General features: G+C 68.4%; 18 protein-coding genes and 4 pseudogenes. 14 read left to right on the forward strand and 8 right to left on the reverse strand.

Features of this window, described 5'->3' with window-relative positions; genetic code table 11:
• Nucleotides 1-127: 127 nt before the first annotated feature.
• The 4 genes and pseudogenes from EV384_RS22045 to EV384_RS22060 all read left to right on the forward strand — a co-directional run.
• Nucleotides 128-571 (forward strand): annotated as a pseudogene (locus EV384_RS22045) (transposase family protein); the annotation flags it as partial.
• Between the two features lie 49 nt (nt 572-620).
• The gene (locus EV384_RS22050) at nt 621-920 is read left to right on the forward strand and encodes a transposase (protein ID WP_130334535.1); all 300 of its coding nucleotides are present in this window, start codon (nt 621-623) and stop codon (nt 918-920) included.
• Between the two features lie 2 nt (nt 921-922).
• Entirely contained in the window at nt 923-1,807 is an 885-nt protein-coding gene (locus tag EV384_RS22055; protein ID WP_278045676.1) for an IS3 family transposase, read from the forward strand.
• 25 nt (nt 1,808-1,832) lie between these two features.
• Nucleotides 1,833-2,177: pseudogene (locus EV384_RS22060) on the forward strand (transposase family protein); the annotation flags it as partial.
• Between the two features lie 191 nt (nt 2,178-2,368).
• On the opposite strand, the gene EV384_RS22065 reads toward EV384_RS22060, so the two are convergent.
• From EV384_RS22065 to EV384_RS22075, 3 genes are all read right to left on the reverse strand, one after another.
• Nucleotides 2,369-4,006, reverse strand: coding sequence for a hypothetical protein (locus EV384_RS22065; RefSeq protein WP_130336169.1), 1,638 nt, complete (start codon nt 4,004-4,006; stop codon nt 2,369-2,371).
• A 413-nt stretch (nt 4,007-4,419) separates the two neighbouring features.
• Entirely contained in the window at nt 4,420-5,028 is a 609-nt protein-coding gene (locus EV384_RS22070; RefSeq protein WP_130336171.1) for a hypothetical protein, read from the reverse strand.
• 19 nt (nt 5,029-5,047) lie between these two features.
• Nucleotides 5,048-7,780, reverse strand: a complete 2,733-nt coding sequence (locus EV384_RS22075; RefSeq protein ID WP_130336173.1) for a hypothetical protein — start codon at nt 7,778-7,780, stop codon at nt 5,048-5,050.
• Between the two features lie 1,005 nt (nt 7,781-8,785).
• Here EV384_RS22075 and EV384_RS22080 point away from each other — a divergent pair.
• The 5 genes and pseudogenes from EV384_RS22080 to EV384_RS22100 form a co-directional block, all read left to right on the forward strand.
• Nucleotides 8,786-8,995 (forward strand): annotated as a pseudogene (locus EV384_RS22080) (recombinase family protein); the annotation flags it as partial.
• Between the two features lie 14 nt (nt 8,996-9,009).
• Nucleotides 9,010-9,534: pseudogene (locus EV384_RS22085) on the forward strand (ISAs1 family transposase); the annotation flags it as partial.
• 1,716 nt (nt 9,535-11,250) lie between these two features.
• Nucleotides 11,251-11,643 carry a hypothetical protein gene (locus EV384_RS22090; protein ID WP_130336177.1) on the forward strand — a complete coding sequence of 131 codons (393 nt, stop codon included), beginning with the start codon at nt 11,251-11,253 and terminating at the stop codon, nt 11,641-11,643.
• Nucleotides 11,644-11,750: 107 nt separating this feature from the next.
• Nucleotides 11,751-12,425 carry a hypothetical protein gene (locus EV384_RS22095; protein ID WP_130336179.1) on the forward strand — a complete coding sequence of 225 codons (675 nt, stop codon included), beginning with the start codon at nt 11,751-11,753 and terminating at the stop codon, nt 12,423-12,425.
• Nucleotides 12,426-12,716: 291 nt separating this feature from the next.
• Entirely contained in the window at nt 12,717-13,283 is a 567-nt protein-coding gene (locus tag EV384_RS22100) for a maleylpyruvate isomerase N-terminal domain-containing protein (RefSeq protein ID WP_130340736.1), read from the forward strand.
• Between the two features lie 105 nt (nt 13,284-13,388).
• Here EV384_RS22100 and EV384_RS22105 read toward each other — a convergent pair whose 3' ends face one another.
• From EV384_RS22105 to EV384_RS22115, 3 genes are all read right to left on the reverse strand, one after another.
• Nucleotides 13,389-13,784, reverse strand: a complete 396-nt coding sequence (locus EV384_RS22105) for a VOC family protein (RefSeq protein ID WP_130336181.1) — start codon at nt 13,782-13,784, stop codon at nt 13,389-13,391.
• 13 nt (nt 13,785-13,797) lie between these two features.
• Complete coding sequence (locus tag EV384_RS36825) at nt 13,798-14,571, reverse strand: arsenate reductase/protein-tyrosine-phosphatase family protein (RefSeq protein WP_130336183.1); 774 nt, start codon at nt 14,569-14,571, stop codon at nt 13,798-13,800.
• Between the two features lie 328 nt (nt 14,572-14,899).
• The gene (locus EV384_RS22115) at nt 14,900-15,382 is read right to left on the reverse strand and encodes a DnaJ family domain-containing protein (RefSeq protein WP_130336185.1); all 483 of its coding nucleotides are present in this window, start codon (nt 15,380-15,382) and stop codon (nt 14,900-14,902) included.
• Nucleotides 15,383-15,536: 154 nt separating this feature from the next.
• Between EV384_RS22115 and EV384_RS22120 the strand changes: the two genes are divergently transcribed.
• The 3 genes from EV384_RS22120 to EV384_RS34975 all read left to right on the forward strand — a co-directional run bounded on the left by EV384_RS22120 (nt 15,537) and on the right by EV384_RS34975 (nt 17,028).
• On the forward strand, nt 15,537-16,022 hold the full coding sequence (locus tag EV384_RS22120; protein ID WP_130336187.1) for a YkvA family protein: 486 nt from the start codon (nt 15,537-15,539) through the stop codon (nt 16,020-16,022).
• Nucleotides 16,023-16,029: 7 nt separating this feature from the next.
• Nucleotides 16,030-16,746, forward strand: coding sequence for a sulfite exporter TauE/SafE family protein (locus EV384_RS22125; protein ID WP_242624207.1), 717 nt, complete (start codon nt 16,030-16,032; stop codon nt 16,744-16,746).
• 114 nt (nt 16,747-16,860) lie between these two features.
• Complete coding sequence (locus EV384_RS34975) at nt 16,861-17,028, forward strand: hypothetical protein (protein ID WP_165440017.1); 168 nt, start codon at nt 16,861-16,863, stop codon at nt 17,026-17,028.
• A 15-nt stretch (nt 17,029-17,043) separates the two neighbouring features.
• Here EV384_RS34975 and EV384_RS22130 read toward each other — a convergent pair whose 3' ends face one another.
• The gene (locus tag EV384_RS22130; RefSeq protein ID WP_242624208.1) at nt 17,044-17,613 is read right to left on the reverse strand and encodes a GNAT family N-acetyltransferase; all 570 of its coding nucleotides are present in this window, start codon (nt 17,611-17,613) and stop codon (nt 17,044-17,046) included.
• A 61-nt stretch (nt 17,614-17,674) separates the two neighbouring features.
• Between EV384_RS22130 and EV384_RS22135 the strand changes: the two genes are divergently transcribed.
• Both EV384_RS22135 and EV384_RS22140 read left to right on the forward strand, forming a co-directional pair.
• Nucleotides 17,675-18,421 (forward strand): DNA-3-methyladenine glycosylase family protein, encoded by a 747-nt coding sequence (locus tag EV384_RS22135; protein ID WP_207232409.1) that lies wholly within the window; start codon nt 17,675-17,677, stop codon nt 18,419-18,421.
• 77 nt (nt 18,422-18,498) lie between these two features.
• Entirely contained in the window at nt 18,499-19,149 is a 651-nt protein-coding gene (locus tag EV384_RS22140) for a LysE family translocator (RefSeq protein WP_130336191.1), read from the forward strand.
• A gap of 78 nt (nt 19,150-19,227) precedes the next feature.
• Here the strand turns inward: EV384_RS22140 and EV384_RS22145 are convergent, their stop codons facing one another.
• Nucleotides 19,228-19,737: an NUDIX hydrolase gene (locus tag EV384_RS22145; protein WP_130336193.1), complete on the reverse strand. Its 510-nt coding sequence runs from the start codon at nt 19,735-19,737 to the stop codon at nt 19,228-19,230.
• Nucleotides 19,738-19,783: the final 46 nt, after the last annotated feature.

Consider the following 19,783-nt stretch of genomic DNA (forward strand, 5'->3'; position numbering starts at 1 on the left):
CAACCTTCGGACGCGTGCCGGTACCCTGCACCCTGGAAGTGCCTTCCGAGACGGACGATCCTGATCCTAAGGGACGTCTCGTAACCCCGGTGTCTGTCTGTTGAGGACGATCATCGAGGATGCCTGGGTGCAGGTGATCTCCGCAGCGCGCGCCGAGTGGATCTTCCCGTTCACGGGGTTGCAACCCGCTCAGTTCCGCAAGCTGGTCCGCCTGGTCGCCGAGCGAGGCGGGGACACGATCGCTGACGGTCGGCCGGGCCGGCAGTGGGCCCTTGACCTGCCGGACCGGGTGCTGTTGGTGGCCGTGTACTGGCGCACCAACCTGACCATGCGCCAGATCGGCCCGTTGTTCGGGGTGTCGCACTCCGCCGCGCACCGGGTCATCGACTCCCTCGGCCCGCTGCTGGCCCTCGCCCCCGTGCGTCGGCGCCCGGTCGACCAGATCGCCATCGTCGACGGCAGCCTGATCCCCACCCGGGACCACCGCCTTGCCGCCCGGAGCAAGAACTACCGCTACTCGACCAACCTGCAGGTCGCCATCGACGCCAGCACCCGCCTCGTCATCGCCGTCTGCCACTCCCCTCGTAGCGTGGAGGCCAGAGCTTGAGGGATAGAGGTTCATGGCTGAGACGAGACGCCAGTTCGATCCGGAGTTCCGGGCGGGCGCGGTGCGCATCGTGCGGGAGACCGGGAAGTCGATCGCGCAGGTCGCGCGTGACCTGGGGATCAACGACGGCACCCTTGCCAACTGGGTGAAGAAGGACCGCGAGACTCGCGGTGAGGCCGCTGCCGGGCAGTTGTCGGAGGACGAGCGGGCGGAGCTGGCCCGGCTGCGGCGGGAGAACGCGGAGCTGGCGATGGAGCGTGATGTCCTCAAGCGATCCGTGGTCCTGTGGGTCAAGGAAGCGACGGGCCGGTGAGCGTGGCCGGGTTCATCGCTTCCCAGAGGACCGAGCATGACGTGCCGCACGCGATCGCCTGCCGGGCCCTCGGAGTGTCCGAGTCGTGGTTCTACAAATGGCGCGACCGGCCGCCAACGCCCCGCGATGATCGGCGTGCCCGGCTGGCAGCCGCGGTCACGAAGGTCTTCGACGACTCGGGCGGCACCTACGGCAGCCCGCGCATCGGGATCGAGCTGCGCGAGCAGGGCTGGCAGGTCTCCGACAACACGATCGCGCAGCTCATGGCCGAGTTCGGCCTGGCCGCCCGTATCAAGCGCCGCCGGCGCAGCCTGACCCGCCAGGGCAAACGTCCGGCCGCACCGGACCTGGTCAAGCGGGTGTTCACCGCGCCGGCGCCGGATGTCGCCTGGTGCGGCGACATGACCGAGATCCGCACCGACGAGGGCAAGCTCTATCTGGCCACTGTCATCGACCTGTACTCGCGCCGGATCCTCGGCTACGCGATGGGCGCCCACCACGACGCCGGGCTGGTCGTCGCAGCGCTGAACATGGCCGCCGTCACCCGCGGCGGCCGCGTGGAAGGGGTGATCTTTCACAGCGACAGGGGCAGCGAGTACACCTCGGCCGACTTTGCCCGGGCCTGCGCCCGATGGAAGGTACGCCAGTCGATGGGCCGGGTCGGGTCCTGCTTCGACAACGCCGTCGCCGAGGCCACCTTCTCCACCATCAAGGTCGAGTACGTCCACCGCCGCCACTTCCGCACCCGCACCGAAGCCCGCCTGAAGATCGCCACCTGGATCACCGACTTCTACAACCAGCGCCGCCGGCACTCCGTCTGCGACTGGCGCTCACCCATCGACTACGAACGATCAGAGACCCGCGCCCTGGAGGCCCAGGCCGCATAACGGAGCCCTCCACGATTCCAGGGGATTGACAGTCGGCGACCCCCAGCCGGGAAACCGCAACGACACCATCGTCTACCGCACCTCAGGCATAGACCAGAAGCTCGCGGGCCGACCTGTGATGGCCGACGGCGCCTACCGCGGCAACCCGGAAGTGATCATCCCGTACCGCAAACCCTCCGACGGCAGAGAACTACCGGCCTGGAAGCAAGAGCTCAACACCCAGCACCGCACCGTCCGCGCCGGGGTCGAACACGCCCTGGCCAGGATGAAGTGCTGGAACATCCTGCGGGACTACCGCCGAGCCGCCCACACCTTGATCGATACCGCCTCCGGCATCGCCCATCTCCACAACATCGTCCTCGCCGGGTGAGCGCCAACCCGGTCACGGGCAACGCCTTCACCGAGTTACGAGACGTCCCTTAGACACGTCAGATCATCCCAGATCAGAATGCACATTCGCGTTCCCGGACACCTTAGCCAGCCACCCTTGCTGAAGGGCCGAGGTTAGCCTCAAGCAGCGTGCCTGAGGATCTCTGGTGAAGGGCTCGCGACCGGTGCCCCTTACCCGAGTCGCAGTTGCGCGGCGTGGCCGAAGCCGATGGCGGCGGTGAAGGGATGGACTGCTTTCCTGGCCTCGAGATCGGTGAGTTTGGGAATGACTGGCTGGAGGTCGCGCGGTCGGTCCTTGGCTAGCAAGTAGGCGACGCTGTAGAAGGCCAATGACCAGCGTCCGGAGAGGTCTCGCCATTCCTCGGCCCAGGAGTCGCCTGCGGCGGCCGGGGCGGTCACCGTCTTGGCGAGCTTCGCGATTTCGGGGAAGAGCGTGGCAGGACGGACGTCCCCGGTCGTGTGCCCGGAATGGTGCATGCGGAGCCGGCGTTCGCGTCCGGCACCGAGCCAGGTGAGCAGAGCCTTTTCGAGTGCGGCGCGCCTGATGCCGGTGGCCATCTCCTTGAGCTCGAAGTCGAGGTCCCAAAGCTCCCGCCAAATGTCGTTGAAGAGTTTCGCGTCGGCCGCGAAGAACGCGGCGGGGTACTTCGACGAATCCTGAATGGCGGCCGTGCTGATCACCGGAAACAGCCCGCTGATGCCGCTGCTGAAACCGGCCAGCGTGACGTTGCGGATCTTCGGGCGCGGCTGGTTGGTGGAACTGAACGCGGGCGGTATGGGCAATGCCGGCAGTCCACCCTCCGGCGCGGAGGCACCCTGCCAGCGGCTGAAGCCAGAGTTGTGCGCATAGCCGAAGCCGTGCAGGAACTGCGTGATTTCGAGCAGCAACCGGTGTAGTCCCTCCTGGGAGTTGAAGGGCTGCCACATCTGGCGGCTGGACTCTTTGCCGTCTGGCACGGCGGGGAATATGGGCATGACGATGAGCGCCGGCTTCTTGGACGCGGTCAGCGCGAGGGCGTAGCCATGGTTGAAGATCAGGTGGCGGTAGGCGATATCGATGTAGGGCTGCTTCTTGGTGTCCTTCGGGAAAACGGTGTAGGGGTAATTGACGCGATAGGGGTAGGCCGATCGCGGAAAGTCCGCGGTTGCTGTGCTGGGGCTGAAGTAGACGATGCAGTCGAGACCTTCCTGCGGAACTGGGCTGGTAATGGCCGGGGCCCAGACCGCGATGAGAAACCGGGGCTCCTTCGGGCGTTTGCCGGTGACGCTTCCATACTCGAGCCAGAGGTAGCCGCCGTTGCTGGCCAGGGTGATGGTGCTGTCGGCGGTACTGAAGCGGTCCCAACCATCGTTTTTGGCGATCGTGAGCGTGGACGATGGGCCGCCTCCCGGTGCGGCGGCTTCTTTGAGCGTGCGGACGTCGTAGACCAGGCCGACGCCCGTGGTGGCGGAACGCAGTAACGAGCGAAGGATGACGTACTCCTTGGCGCCTTGGTAGAACACACCTGACTGGTCGCCTGCGGCTTTACCGCCGAACGGCTCAGCCACGACAGGCGCCTGTCGTACCCGCCCCATGGTGATCGTCAGATCGGTCCGGTTCGGACTCGTGACCAGTTCGCAGTTGCGGTTGTCCCAGTAGAACGGGGCGGTGCCGAGCCGGACGGTCACGACCTGGGTGACGTAGTCGGGATGATCGATCGTGACCTTCAGCCGACTCGTTCCCGGCGCCGGCGCGGACAGGAGGATCTGCTGGGAGGTCTGTGTGGTGTGGGCGTGAACGCCGGTGGGGTCCTCGAGTTCCAGGGTCACCGTCGCGTCGCTCGTGAGCGGCCGGCTCAGTACGTCGACAAACGAGATGCTAATGTCGGTTGCCATATGATCGGCCGCCCCGTCAATCCTGGTAATCGGCATGCAATGCAAGGAGAGCATACATCCGACTACCCATAACATATCGTTGGCTGTGGGCGTGTCGGGGGATACGTGCAGGTGTACTGCGGGGCTGTCGCGCGGACTTCGACCTGGACGAAGCCGTCCTGCAGAGGTAATTCGCGCGGTGCGGGCGCTGGAGGAAACTGGTCCAGGACAACCGAACCTTTTCTAACCGTGATGGCCACTTGTGCGCCTGCGATCGGTTTGCAGTCGACATTGAGAATGCGAATGGAAAGGTTCGTTGGTTCGTTCACGCCACGACTCCTTCGCTGGCCGACGGGTTACGCCGAGGATCAGACATGGCGGTCGTCCACTCGATCGACGAGTTTCTCCCGCGAGCACATCCGTGCCGGGTGGAGGTGCCAGTCCCCGCGTGTGGGCGCCGGGGCCGAGCGCGTCGCCCGCAGTCCCCACCACAGTTCGGTGACGTCGAGGAACTCGGCATCCACCCGGACGCCCGCCGTGGTCACGGTCAGCAGCGGATGCCTGCCGACCAGTTCCGTCGGCGGCCGGTTGGCGATGGTGACTCCGGCGTTGGGCACGACGGTTACCGTCACATCCCGGCGGGCGTACCTGCTGGGCAGCAGGGTCCCGTTCGCATCGACGGAGAACAGCTGCTGCAGCCGCAGGCCGGTCCCGCGTACGGAGTCCACCTCGAGTTGCAGGTCGATGTCGATGGCGATGGCCTTCGGCGGGGGGCTGGGCAGCACGAACGTCGCCTCTGCGCTGTCCCGGAAGTTGGCGACGGTCAGCCGGGTGCCCTGGGCTGGGTCGAGCCAATTGCCGGTCGGTAGCCGGTCGGAGGCGCGTACCCGGACCGGATCGCCGACCAGCACCGGCGGTCGCAGCCAGAACGAGTCGCGGCAGGTCGAGGAGCGTGGCCCCCACACCACCGCGGTCATCGGTGCGACCAGGTGGCGTTCATAGCTGCTGTCCGGTCTTGGGGTCGTAGTGCACTTGCACGGCCACCACTTGGTCGGTGGGTAGGACTTCGACCCATTGGTCGAAGACCTCGTACGGTGCGGCCGGGCGGAAGCCGCCCTCGAGCGGATCGAAACCTGTCTCGAAGACCTCTTCAGTGGCAATGGTGTTTGCGATGTCGGTGTTGGACGCCTGCAGCTCCGCCGCGAGAAGGTTCAGGACATCGCGGTACGTCTTGTTGTGGTAATCGTCGGGGTCGCCCTCTCGGAAGGGGTAGTCCGCGCCGAGGTTGGCCTCACCTTCGACGTCTGCTCGGGCCAGCCAGTCGAGTGCCTCAAGTTCGTGGCCGGGCCGTATGGGCAGGACCGCCTTGACCCAGGCCGCGTTGAGGAACTCGTTGCGGCGTTCGTCGCCGTCGATCTGGATCAGCCATCCGAGGGAGCTTCCGAGGGGGGCCGGCTGCGTCTCCTCGGTGATGAGGTAGTCCACGCGCCACTCTGGGGTGTGATGGCCCTGCGGATCGATTGCGTTCGTCTTGTCCGTGTAGGAGTACCAGCTGGCCACCGTCTGTCCCTCGAGGACAACCGGGTTGGTTGCTTCCCATGGCGGCGGCGGCACGGGATACACGCCGACGCTGTCCGGGCCGGGGTGGGTTTCTTCGCTGGGCTGGGGCCTCCAGAAGTCGGGGGCGACGTAGTAAAGCATCTCGTCGACGTCGAAGACCGCTCGGGTCGCCTCTGACGCGAGATGGGCGTTGGCGCCGAACAGGGGGAGCTTGCTGAGCAGACCTGCATATACGGTCTGGCGCTCCTCGCTGCGCAGGTCCTGCCACGGCCGGGTCCGTATGCCACTGACCAGCTTCAGGCGGTCCCGAACGGCGTTGCCATAGGCCTCCCGCTGGAGCTCTGCCACCCGCTTGTTGTAGGCGTCCTCCGCCGCGGCGTTAGCCATGTTGGCCGCGTCTATGGTCGCCTGGGTGGGGCTGTAGATGAAGACGGCGTCGAATGGAATCTGGTCCTGCCCCCGGAAGTTCGCCAAGAGCAGCTGGATCTGGAAGGTGTTGGTCACCGGATCCGGGTTCCCGTCCATGTGCAGGAAGGCTTGGTCGAGCTCGATCACGCCGCCGTGGACCGTGATGGTGTCCAGCCTGTTGACGACGTAGCCCGGCTCCGGGTCCGGCAGCAAATAGGGGAACCTGAACATGATGATGTTGTCCGTGCCAGGGCCCACCTCGAAGCGGCCTTTGTCGGGGCGGCCTGGCACCGGGGTATACGTGTCGTCGTTGTCGTCGTCGCCGCCGGCAGTTTGCTGGAACGGAATGACGTCGTGGAACGGCACTTTCTTTTCCCCCGGAACCGGTATCTTCTCGGGTTTCGGGATCGTGCTCAGGTCCGGTGCGGAGACAACGTGGACCAGGTCCCCCAGCCCGAGGTCGCGTCCCGGCCCCGGCTTCTCGGGGTTCCTAGGGAGGTAGACCTGCCAGGCCAGCCGTGTGCCGATGTGCTGCAGCTGCACGCCCACCTTGCGCATCTTGCGGCGCAGTTCGTAGTTGACCAGCTCGTTCGTGGTGTTCTGTACGACGTAGCGCCGGCTGGACGTGTCCGTAGTCTCGGTCACTGTCCTAAAGGTGGTCTTGAAGTTCCGCTTGATCTCGCTGGTGACCTTCGCGCTTTGCGTGCGGCTGTGCTTGTGCGTTTGCTCCGAGGATTTCTTGACCGTCGTGTGGAGGCCGAAGCTCGCGCTCGCATCAGCGTGGTAGATCGGGGCACTGACGCCCCCGGTTACACTGATCCCGAGGTTGGTGTCGTTGGCGTTGTCTTCCTTGACCGCGTCGGCGACGTCATCCTGCTCGGTCAGGCTCTCCTCGACCTTGCGGGAGATTTCCTCTGACTGCTCGGCGACCCTCTCCACCAGCATGCGCCGCGTGCTGGACTCGACGACCTCCACGGTTCCCCCGGGGCTGATCCATACATGACCAGCTGGTGGTCCCAGAAATGTGTCGAACTCGAAGAAGTACTGCCGGAACAGGTTCACCAGCCCGACCGGCGACAGCACGCCGGTGAGGGGCGCGGCCCCAAGCTGCTCAGCGAGGGCGGCCAGCATCTCGTCGTCCAGCGTGCGCGCAGAAGCTCCTGAGAACGTCTCACGGCTGAGCAGTGCCAGGCGCTCGTCGGCGATGCCACTCGCGACCCTCAGCGAGTTCTGCAGGCCGAACCATCCGACAAGGGGACGATAGACACCGAACAGCTCGCTGGCGTAGGGCAGCGTGCCCGCGAAATCCCCAGGCGGACGGCCGTTGAACACCAGCGGCCCTGCCACAGGGGCGGGCATGAGCTGCAGGATTTGCGGGGTCGTGCCCGTGTCGGCGAGGAAGGGCACCGGGACCAGGGCCTGGCCCGTGGGGGCCGTGGCGAGCAGTAACTCATGCCTGGTCTCGCCGGACGGAGCGACGAACGAGATCGTCTGGGTGCCGGGCGTGGTGATCTGGCGCACCACATACTGCCGACTCGACGTTACGTCCACCTGGAGGGTGATTCCCACCAACTGAGGCACTCCCGGGTAGAGCGCCGGGTTGCGCACGTCGACTTCACGGGGCAGGCCGAGAGCGATGTTCTTCCCTGACGAGAGTTCACTGCCGGTGCTGGCCTCGATCCTGTATGACCAGATGCTGTAACCGGTGACCGTGAACGGCGAGGGCACCGGCGCCCTGCCCATGAACGTGACTGTCAACACGGCTACCACTCCCTAAGCGCTTCGCCGACATACGGTTACAGGTGTCCCGCGACCATGGCGCGGGGCGCCAGAGCCCTGGCTCCATTGCAACCGTTTTGTTTGATCGTTATCGATCCTTCGATTGGGTGACTGTGAAGTCACTGAGGTGATCTCAACAAGGATTGCGGTGCCGATCGGGGCGACACGGGCATTGCGTCCATAGCGGACGGTACTGGAGGGGGACGTGGGGCCGTGGGGTGGCGGGCGTGGACGATCGCGAGGACGTGGCGCAGTCGGTCGATCTCGGCGCGGGGTAGGCCCCACGCATGGGTAGCTGCTCCAGCCCGCCAGATCGCCGCTGCCATCGCTCCATCTGGGTCTGGTGACGTTGACGCCGCGCTAGCTTGTGGTGGCGCATAAGGCCTGGTCGGCTGGGCTGGGGACCTCACGCGCCATGTCTGCAAGGTACGCCCCAAGCGAGCGGCATCAAACCCTGCGAGTTCTGTCGGATCAACGACTGCGCGCGGTATCTCGGGCTACAACGGGAGCGTCCCTGAAGCGCCCTGGGTTCATGGAGCGCTCCCGGTCGGGCCCGCTGGGGCCGACCAGGTCGACTCCCTCGGCACGGGCCTGCTCCACCTGCCGCGGCTAGGTCTAGGCCGTGTTTCAGAAGGGGTCGTCCACGGTGCCCGAGAATCAGGGAGTGTCGGTGATCGATAGACAGTGAGGTCTCCGGTAGATAGTTCATCGACCAAGAAAAACCTGAAACCGGAGACCTCGTGGCCACCATACCGGTGACGAGGCGGTATGACCTGACCCGGGGTTGAGAGCTCGGAAGAGCGGTACAGCGGTTAGCGCTGAGAATGATCTTGCTCTGGGGATCTCACATATACGTTCGTTTCCGATAGACCATCTCCAGGACGGCCGCCGCCGAATGTCGGCCCAGCATCGCACCCCACCAAAACTCATCTCGGAAACAAGCCATCACAACACCCCACTGAAAATGAGTTCCGATAGAGTGCGCCGGTGGGACACAAGATCGGGTACGCGCGAGTCAGTACTGCCGACCAAGATCCGCAACTGCAGCTTGATGCTCTCGCCGCCGAGGACTGCCTCAAGATCTACAAAGACGTGGCCACCGGAACCAAGGCCGACCGCCCGCAGTGGCAGGCCTGCCTGGACGATCTGCGCCCCGGCGACACTCTGATCATCTGGAAGATCGACCGGCTCGGCCGTAGCCTGCGTGCCACGCCCACTACCTGTTCACCGTCAAAGACAACCAGCCCACCCTCGCCGCCGCACTGCGGGTACTGCCGTGGAAACAGGTACCCGTCCTGCACCGACAGACCGGCCACGGCCACGGCCGCGAAGAGATCCGCGAGGTCCAGGTCGTCACCGTGGATGATCTGCTGTTTCCCCATGCCTACCAGGTCGTGCGGATCCGCCGCCGGTGCCGCCAACTGGGTACGAAGAAGTGGACCACCGAGGTCGTCTACGCAATCACGGACCTGCCCACCCACCAGGCCCGACCCGAAGAAATCGCCGCGTGGGCCCGCGAACACTGGACCATCGAGAACAGCGTGCACTGGATACGCGACGTGACTTTCGGTGAAGACGCCAGCCAGATCCGCACCCACCACACCCCCGCCGTCATGGCCGCCCTCCGCGACATCATCCGCGGCACGTTCCACCTCACCGTCTGGGCCAACACCGCCAGCGCCCGCCGCGCCAACACCACCCCCGCAGCCGCCCTCACCCTCCACCGCATCCCATGATCAAAACGGACAATCACGGAACACTCCGGGGCCCTGGGCTGCAACCTGGACCGGCGGGTCTGTTGTAGGCCGGAGGAGCCCGCCGCGAGTTGCGGCGCCTTAGCTCCTCCAAGGCGCATACGACCGACGTTAGGGGGTAGTCGGCTGCGTTCGTGAGACATCGCCGGGATCAAGGGGGACCCGACATGGTGGCGACCCACACTGACGGCTTCGTACAGGTTCCCAATTCGACGAATCGAGGCAACCTCGCCGGGGGGCGCGCGTACCCGCTGCTCATGGTGCCCAAAATCGCGATACGGCGGATTAGGCCCCAGCTTCCTCCAGGCGTAACCCCGGGCTTGCAGATTGTCATGGTGGCTGGCAGGACGGTTCCGGCGCGCGTGTCGTTCGACCTGCAGAGCGATGTCGCTGGAGGGAAATACAGCTGGGCGCGGGAGATCGCCGACAGGTGCCAGGCCGATGTTTGGATCATGGAAGTGCAGGGCCACGGCGCGTCCAGCCGGCCAGGCCCGATGTCCGACCCATGCAACATCCTGAAGGTTGACCAGCAAAGTGCGTTCGGGCAGGTGTTATGCGAGCCGCCGAGCTGGACTGGGAATTGCGGCAGCTCGGATTCCGAGTGGCAGGAACTCGACGCCGTTGTCGACCACGTCCGAAGCGAGACCCTCCGGGAAAAACCCGTCCTGGGCTTCTCAGTCGACCGGGCGGGTCGTTCTGATCGGCTACTCGGCTGGAGCCAATGTCGTTGGCCCATACGCCATGCAGCATCCGGAGAAGGTGTGGGGCCTTCTGCTGCTCGCACCGATCTTCCCGCCCGACGGCCCCTCAGACAGGCCAGGCCCGCCAGCAGACCCAGTAGTTGCGCCGGTACCCACCCTTACGGAGAAGTTCTACGGCGCCCCGATGGGAGTCCTGACCAACCAACCAACCAAAGGGCTCTTTTTGGCCGACGCTGGGACCGAACGCTTCCTGCCCGGAGCCGCCGCGCAACGACGCCGTCATTGACGATATATGGAACGCAATGATGCAGGACGAGCCCGCCTCTGGCTTGGTCCCAGGGCACCAAATTTACCGGTGGCCGACTCGGTACTGGTGGGGCTGGAACCAGTCCCTCGTGAGCGCAGATCCGCGTCTCGGAAAAGAACCGGTGGGTGGTGCCCCCACCTCCGATGTCGGCATCCCCGTACTCATCATCGCCGGACGGAGGGACGGGACCATTCGCGCGAAGAAGGATCTCACTGACGGCCGAGGCGCGTTTTCGGTCGACAGCCTCTACGAAGCCATTGAGGGACGAGGCAAGGCAATGATGTATGACATCGAATGCGGCTCGCACCTTATCATGTGGCAAGAGAAATATCGCCACACACTTCACGACCTGTCCACCGAGTGGCTGAACGGCTTCGCCAACTATGTCGGTCCCGCGAGCAACCCCGCCTTTAGGCCGGTACGTCTTCCCCTTGGCGGGTCGGGACGATACCTCGTCCCCCGAAACGGTGGCCCACCCCAAGAATGGAATGGGAACGCTTTCGCCGTAGAAACATTCGGGCGTGGTAGAGATGTAGATGTTAGTCGGCCAAACGGATGATCACGCTAAACCGCGCGGTCGGCACCGCGCGCGAAGGATGAGCCCGTCGTCGGCGGCCTGAAGGTTGCGTGCGGCGACGTAGGCTGGTCAACTCGCACCACGAAGGCGTTACCGCTGGTTGGATATGGGCCATGAGCAGCCCTGAATCGCTGAGCTGGCTGGAGCGGGACGACGGCAGCCTGGGGGTCGACACTCTTGGCCTCCCCGTCGTGCTGACCGCCGTTTTCTCGGTGCCCGGTGCTCCCCGCCCGCTGGAGGCGCAGATCAGCGTTGAGGACAGCGGGTTGGATTCGGCACTCGCCCGCGAGCTGGCAGGAACCAAGCGAGCCCGGCGGCCTCGCGTCTACCGGTGGGAGGTTGGCTGGCGGGACCACGACGAGAGTTTCGGCTGCTACAACAACAGCCGATCCGCGTTCTCCGGGCACGCCACCAGCTGGATGCGTCAGCGCCTACTCAGCCTCGAACACGTCACCCTCTTCACCCCATCGCCCTGGAGCGACCCGACGCTGCTGGCTGAGTCGTGACAGGCCGCGACGACCCGCCGGACAAACCATCCACGTTCGGTCACGACCTCATCCGGCGAGCACGCGCGCACGGAATGGCCTCAACGGATCTAGCCAACCTCCTCGGCGTGACCATCGACCGCATCGAGAAGTTCACCTCGGCGACCGACCTTTACGACCTGCCTGTACACACCGTCCAGACGCTCGCCACGCTCCTGCAGCTTCCATGGCCCCGATGGCTCAGGAACACCACCAAAGCCGAACTCCCCACGGCAACGAACCCGCCGTCAGCCAACAGCCGGGACATCATCCAGCTGCACGCGGTCCTCGCGCTGACCATCGGTCAGACCGTCAACGCCGACGACCTAGCCGAAGTCCTCGGATGGCCACTGCCACAAGTCCGCGACACCATCGACGCACTAGCCGCGATGCTTCAAGGCAGGGGCAGCGTCCTACGACTCAACCGCACCGCAGCCCACGTCAAGCTCAGCATCCGGCCCGGCGCACTCGACGGCACTGCTGAACGCCGGCTCGCCAAGCTCCACCACATACGCCAGCCCGACCCAATGGTCTTCCATCTGATCTACCGCGTTCTCCACGGCGACCGCGAACGCGCGGACGCCCTCATCAAGGAGGCCCCCGGCGCCCTCAGGGACGCCCTCGAGGCAGGCATCCTCGTTGAACAACGACCGCCGCAAGCATCCAGCAGCCGCGAGGACGAGGATCCAGAGCGCAACCTTCCGTTCGATCTCGCGCCGGACGTGGCTTTCAGCCTGGGTTTGATTGACGAGCTGCACGACTGACGTTCCATGGCAAATGCTCGCTGACACTTCGTGTCACTTCCGCTGACATTCAGCGGCACAAGCGGGGACATCGAGAGGTCACTCAACAGCGAGCACGAGGCGGGCCAGGCGGGGTCGCATTTCCGCGCTGACACCAGCCTGAGTCCTTACGCACAAGAACTGTCATTATGGTGTAGTGACGTTATGTCCCTTGTGTCGGATCGGGTTATCGGATTGCTGGTAATGCTTATCCGGTAATCACCAGAGTCGACGGTGACAGGTTTTGCTGGCAGAGTCGGCGACATGGTGGGGATGGACGGAGCGGATGTCCGGGCGGCGGCGGATGAGATGACCCGAGTGCTGCACCCGGCGCGCGAGCAGGACTGGGCGGTCGCCGCCGGAGACCTGGACTGGTCCTGTTGGACCACCGCCGCCCACGTCGCGCACGACCTGCTCGCCTACGCCGGCCAGGTGACCGGCCGCCCCGACGCCGGTTACCTGCCGTTCGACCTACGGGTGAACGACGACGCCACCCCGGCGGACGTGCTCACCGTGGTCACCGCGAGCGCGGGGCTGCTCGCCGCCGCGGTCGACACCGCTCCCCCGCAGACCCGCGCCTGGCACTGGGGACCCTGCGATCCGGGTGGATTCGCCGCGATGGGCGTCGCCGAGACCGTCCTGCACACGTACGACATCACCCGCGGCCTCGGCGTGCCCTGGCGGCCGCCGGCGCAGCTCTGCGCCGGGGTGCTGCGCCGGCTCTTCCCCGACGCGCCCACCGGCGACCCGCCGGAGGTGCTGCTCTGGATGACCGGCCGGGGCGCGCTCGGTGACCGACCCCGCCGCACGAGCTGGCGCTGGCAGGCGGCGATCCGCTAACCGGTGAGCCCCGGCCCGTCGTGCCAGGGCTTGCCCCGGTTCAGGAGATCTCGACGAGGATCCTGCCGGCCGGGCGGCCGGCAGCGAGGCGGCGCTGTGTCCTGATCAGGGTGTGGCCGGCCGGTGGGCGGGTTGGAACAGTTCGATGAGGTTGCCGGCGGGGTCGGTGAGCAGGATTTGGCGTCCGCCGGGGCCGGCAACCACGTCGCTGCGAAACGACAGTCCTGTGCTGCGCAGTCGGGCGATCTCGGCATCCAGGTCGTCGACGATCAGATGGATGCGGTTGCGTCCGGCGGTGGTGGCGTCGTCGGGGGTGGCGCGGGCGCCCGAGCTGGCTGGCCCGGACAGCAGCAGCCGCAGCGGGCCGCGTACCACGTCGGCGAAGGCGGGCGCGGCGCTGGTGTTCAGGGTGAAGCCGAGATGGGTGGTGTAGAAGTCGACGGCCGTCTGGACGTCATCAACGAGGTAGCGGACACTGGCGTACTGGTCGGGTGCTGTCACGGCTGAATCTCCTTCACGAGCGGGTGGCGGTGAGGACGGGCAGCAGGTGTCTGATCCGGGTGTCGATGTCGGCCGCGGTGTGCTGGAAGGCGGGGTAGCTGGTCTGATCGGTGTCGCCGGCTGCGGCGGCGTCGGGGATGCTCCAGTGCACCCGCCGGGGATGGTCCTGAAAGTCAGGGCAGGCCTCGCGAGCCTTGTCGCACAGGCTGATCACATAGTCGAGCCGGCGGCCGGTCACCGTGTCCAAGTGCCGGGGGCGCTGGCCGGTGATGTCGATGCCGAACTCGTCGTGCAGCACCCGTACGGCGTTGGGATGAAGGCGGGGCTTGGGCCGGCTGCCGGCGCTGGCCACCTCGACCTGGCCGCCGGTGCGGTGGCGCAGCAGGGCCTCAGCGATCGGTGAGCGGGCGCTGTTGCCGGTGCACACGAACAGCACGCCGACGCGGGGCGAGCGCCGCAGGTCCACCGGGGGTGTGCGCGGTGCAGCCTCCCGGCCCAGTGCCGGGTGCAGCGCGGCGCCGGTATCGGCCAGCGCATCTGCGCAGCGGTCCAGATCCAGGTGGTAGTAGCTGTCGCGGCCGTCGAAGCTGCTGCGCGTGGCGGTGACCAGCCCGCCGTCCCGCAGCAGCCGCAGGTGGTAGGAGACCAGGTTCTGCGGCTCACCCACCAGCGTCACCAACTCCCGGACCCGGTAGTCGCTGTCCGCGAGTTCGGTCAGCAGCCGCCATCGCAGCGGATGCGCGGCCAAGCGCACAAACGCCGGGGTGGCTTGATTCGACGACGCCACGAACAGCAGGGTACATCAAACTGATTTGATGGAGTAGCCGCGCGTTGAGGAGGTGGGCCGTGGCGTCCGAGCCGCAGCCCCGTGACGTACCGGGATCGGACCAGGCCACGCAAGCCGCTTCCTTCGCGCACCGCGCAGCGCGCCGACCGGGAGCGGCTCGGCTGACTCGCCAGGCCCGACGGCCGGCGGACCGGGCAGCCTGATCACGTCCCGACAACGGCATCCGCCTCGTCCGGACCTGCCGCGGCCGGCTCACGGTCGCTTCGGAGCGCGACGGCGATCACCTACGGCTCGCGGTGACGCCGCGCCCACACGACGCGGTGCGGCGTCAACGACGCCGCCACGGCAGGCGCCAGCGCCGCCGCCCGGCCTTCGGCGCGCGCGGCGGCTCCACCGCGGCCGCGGCCACCGGCCGGGCCGCCGTCCGCTCCCGGTCGGCCCGCCACCGGCGTACGGTGTCGTCGACGTTGACCGGGCGCACCACCACCTTCGGGCCGGTGGGCGTCCGCAGCCAGGCCACGATCTGGGCGTTCAGGTCGGCGACGAAGGCGCGCACCGACTCCTCGGTGGGCAGGTCCCGCACCTCGTCGGGGAGCTGCTCGATGCGGCGGCGCAGCTGCAACGGGGTCGGCAGCAGCAGGTCGGAGGGGAGCGCCTCGCGCTCCAGGAAGCTCTTGATCCACCACGACTCGTCGTACGGCAGGTCCCGGCCGGGGATCGGCTTGCCCGCCCCGGGCAGGTTGTCGAACTCGCCGCGCTCCTGCGCCGTCCGGATCTGCGCCTCGACCGCCGCCTCCCAGCCAGTCGTCACCGCCGTCACCTCCCGCACCCACGGTATCCGCTCTCCTGGAGGGTTTCAGCGCCTGCGATCGGCCGGGCATTCCCCGCCGTACCGCACGCCGGGCGGGTCCGGGCGACCCGGCGTACATTCCTCGGTGGCCCGTTTCCGGCGAAAGGACCCCCGCGTGCGCGACTGGCTGATCGGGCTCGGCGTGGCGCTGGCCTGTCTGCTCGTGAGCTGGGGTGTGATGGTGCTGCTCGCCCGGCGCCTCCCGCCGGGCATCCTGCGCGACCTGGCCGCGTTCATCCCCGACTGCCTGACCACGGTCCGCCGGCTGCGCCGGGACCCGCGGGTGCCCCGCCGCGCCAAGATCGCCATCGTCGTCGCGGGCCTCTGGCTGGCCAGCCCGATCGACCTTATCCCCGAGTTCCTGCCGGTCATCGGCCCGCTCGACGACATCGTCGTGGTCGCCCTCGCCCTGCGGTACGCCGGCCGGCAGGTGCCCCGGCAGGTGCTGCTCGACGCCTGGCCGGGTGAGCCGCGTCTGCTGCTGCGCCTGCTCGGCCCGGCGCCCGGAGGCCCGACCGACGGACCAGCCGACGAGCCGACCGATGGACCGGCCGAGGGGCCGGGCCGGGGCTCGGCCGGCGCCGCGCCGGTCGACCGCTGAGTCGCCGGTGGGCACGCTGCTGGCCGCCTCGGCGGCGGCGTTCCTGCTGGCCCTGCTCTCGTCGGTGACCGGGTTCGGCGGCGGCGTGCTGCTGCTGCCGGTCTTCACCGCGCTGTTCGGCCTGCGGGTCGCGGTACCGGTGCTCACCCTCACCCAGCTCGCCAGCAACGGCGCTCGGGTCTGGCTGAACCGCCGGGAGCTGTGCTGGCCGCTCGCCGGCCGGTTCGCCGCCGGGGCGGTGCCCTTCGCGGTGACCGGCGCGCTGCTGCTCGCCCACGCCCCGCTGGCCGCGCTGAAGCGGCTGCTCGGGGTATTCCTGCTCGCCGTGGTGGCGTGGCGCCGCATCGGGGCGCGGCCGGCGCGCCCCACCGAGCGCACCTTCGTGGCGGTCGGCGCGGCGTCCGGACTCGGGTCGGCGCTGCTGGGCTCGGTCGGCCCGCTGACCGCGCCGTTCTTCCTGGCCTACGGCCTCACCCGAGCCGCGTACGTGGGCACCGAGGCCGCCGCCGCGCTCACCCTGCACCTGGCCAAGACCGTCGGGTACGCCGCCGCCGGCCTGATCGGGCGGGACGTCCTGGTGCTGGGCGCGGCGCTCACGCCGGCCACCCTCGCCGGCGCGTGGGTGGGCCGCCGGGTCGTCGGCCGGATCAGCGACCGGGTCTTCGTCGTCCTCGTCGAGGCCGGGCTGGTCGTCGCGGCGCTGCTCCTGCTCGCCGGCCGGTGACCGCCTCGCCGAACCCCTGCCACGGCCGCCCGACCGGCCTAGGGTGGGTGGCAGAAGGCTGACCTGAGCAGGCAGGACCGTTCACGGTCGGTGCGGCATCCGGGAGGAGTGGACGTGACAGATCCGGAAGAGAACCGCGAGAAGAGCCACAAGACCGACGACGTGCTGTTCTCCACCGACGGAGATCCCCACCACCACCTGGAGCAGGCACCGCAACCGGACGAGCACCTCTCCGTCCAGTTCACCCACGACGGGGAGACCGAGACCGTCGGCGAGGAGTGACGGCCGGGCCCGGGGTCACCCGCGCCAGCGCACATGCCGGTGCCCGTCGCGGGGGAACGGCGGCCGAGCCGGCAGCACCTCCTGGAAGACGTACCCGCACTTCTCCGCCACCCGGCAGGAGGCGGGGTTGTCCACCTGGTGCAGCAGTTCCAGCCGGGTCAGCCCGGCCGCGGCGAACCGGGCGAACGCCCACTCGGTGACGGCGGTGACCGCGCGCGGCGCCACCCCCCGCCCACGGGCCGGGGCCGCGGTCCAGTAGCCCACCTCGGCGTACGGCCGTCCGGGGGTGACCTCCTTGAGGATCACGTTCGCCACCAGCCGCGGCCCGTCCGGCGACGGCTCGAGCACCGCGAAGCTGAACCGGCGGCCGGCCGCCCAGCCCTGCCGGCTGCGGCGCAGGAACGCGCGGGCGTCGGCGGGCGTGTTGACCGGGTGCCGGGTCCAGCTGCGCAGCACCGGGTCGCGGTAGGCCGCCAGCAGGTCGTCGATGTCGTCGTCCCGCCACGGGCGCAGCAGCAGACCGGGCGCGGTGGGGGTGGGCGCGGCGCGCAGCTCGATCGACACCCCGGTAGTGTCGCCCGCCATCGCGGCCCTGACGAGACTCTTCCGCTCCGGCAGGTCGGTCCCCGCTGGTAGACCTTCGGCGATGACCTCGACGCCGATGACCCTCACGCTGACCCCGCGCGGGCCGTTCTCGCTGGCCGCGAGCATCCGCTTCCTGGAGGGCTTCACCCCGGCACGGTACGCCGGCGGCGGGCCGTCCGTGCTGCGCTTGGCGTTCCCGCTCGACGGGCGGTGGACCCCGGTCGGGTTGCGGGTGCGGCAGGACGCCGACGGGGTGGTGCACGCGCAGGCGCGCTCCCCCGGCGACCCGCCCGACCGGGACGCCGTCCGGGCGCAGCTGCGCCGGATCCTCTCCCTCGACGTCGACGGCTCCGGCTTCGCCGAGGTGGGCGAGCGCGATCCCGTCGTCGGCGGGTTGCAACGCCGCTACCCCGGCCTGCGCCCGGTGACCTTCTGGTCCCCGTACGAGGCGGCCTGCTGGGCGGTGATCAGCCACCGGATCCGGATCACCCAGGCCGCCACCGTCAAGGCCCGGCTCACCGAGCGGCTCGGCACCCCGGTGGAGTTGCCGGACGGGGGGGTCACCGCCTTCCCCGGCCCGGTCGAGCTGCTGCGCGGCGCCGGCGCCCCGGACGTGGTGCCCTGGCACGAGCAGCGGCTGCGCCAGGCCGTCCGGGACGCGTACCGCCTCGACGGGGACGTCGACGACGACACCCTGACCCGGATCACCGACGGGTGGCGGCCGTACCGAACGTGGATCAGCCTGCTGCTGCGCACCTGGCGGGAGGACGAGACCGGTGAGATCTCCGGCCGCCGCCGCCGGGGCTGACGACCGGCGGCGGGACGGTGCGGCCCGACGTCGGGCCGGCGTAGGATGATCAAGAGATCGACGCGGTGGGAGGCCACATGGTCACGGTCGGGGCGCTGGTGGGGATCGGGCTGGTGGCGCTGGGTCTGGTGCTCACCCCCGGCCCGAACATGGTCTACCTGGTGTCCCGGTCGGTCACCCAGGGCCGGCGGGCGGGGCTGGTCTCGCTGCTCGGCGTGGCCGTCGGCTTCCTGGTCTACCTGGCCGCCGCGGTGGCCGGGATCGCCACCGTCTTCGTCCTGGTGCCCCCGCTGTACACGGCGGTGAAGCTGGCCGGCGCGGCGTACCTGCTGTGGCTGGCCTGGCGGACGCTGCGCCCCGGCGGCCGGTCGGCGTTCGCGCCGGAGCCGCTGCCGCCGGACCGGCCGCGGCGACTGTTCACCATGGGCCTGGTCACCAACCTGCTCAATCCGAAGATCGCCATCCTGTACGTGTCGCTGCTGCCGCAGTTCATCGAACCGGCGCGCGGCCACGTCGCCACGCAGAGCCTCCTGCTCGGGCTCACCCAGATCGTGATCGCGCTGACCGTCAACGCGCTGATCGTCCTCACCGCCGGCAGCATCGCGGCGTTCTTCTCCCGACGGCCGTTCTGGCTGCGGGCGCAGCGCTGGATGATGGGCACCGTGCTGGCCGGGCTGGCCGTACGGATCGCCGCCGACCGGTCCCGGGCGGCGCTGGTCACCCCGTGACCGCCGGCCGCGCCGGCCGGTCGGCTCGGCCGTGACCCGCCCCTGACCGGTGGGTCGACCGTTAAGCGTCGGGCCTGGTCAGAGCGCGTCCGGTTGGCCGAGCGCCGGGTGCCGCTCGCCCGGCCGGGCGTGCCAGGTGGGGGCCTCCTCCCGCAGGGTGGTGTCGATCCGCAGCCGGGACCAGTCGTCCAGCTCGGGCAGATCGTCCGGGTCGAACCAGCCGACCTCGGTGGACTCGTCGCCGTCGGCCGTCGGGGTGCCGCCGACCGGGCGGCAGCGGAACCACACGTTGAGGTACTCGCAGGCGTCGCCGTTGGGGTAGACGACAGGGTGGGTGGCGACCCCGCCGACCCGCTCGATCTCGACGCGCACCCCGGTCTCCTCGAGGACCTCCCGCAGCACCGCGTCCGCCGGCTGCTCGCCCGGGTCGATGACGCCGGCCGGCAACGACCAGCGGCCGTTGTCGCCGCGCCGGGCCAGCAGCACCCGCCCGGCGTCGTCGCGCACCACGGCGCTGACCCCCGGCAGCAGGAGCAGGTCGTTACCGATGTGCTTGCGCATCTGGACGATGTACGGGGAGACGGCCACGCCGCACCCTAACGTCCGGCGTCGCGGTGCCGTCAGACCATCCCCG

The sequence above is a fragment of the Micromonospora kangleipakensis genome, from assembly GCF_004217615.1.
Taxonomy (GTDB): Bacteria; Actinomycetota; Actinomycetes; order Mycobacteriales; family Micromonosporaceae; genus Micromonospora; species Micromonospora kangleipakensis.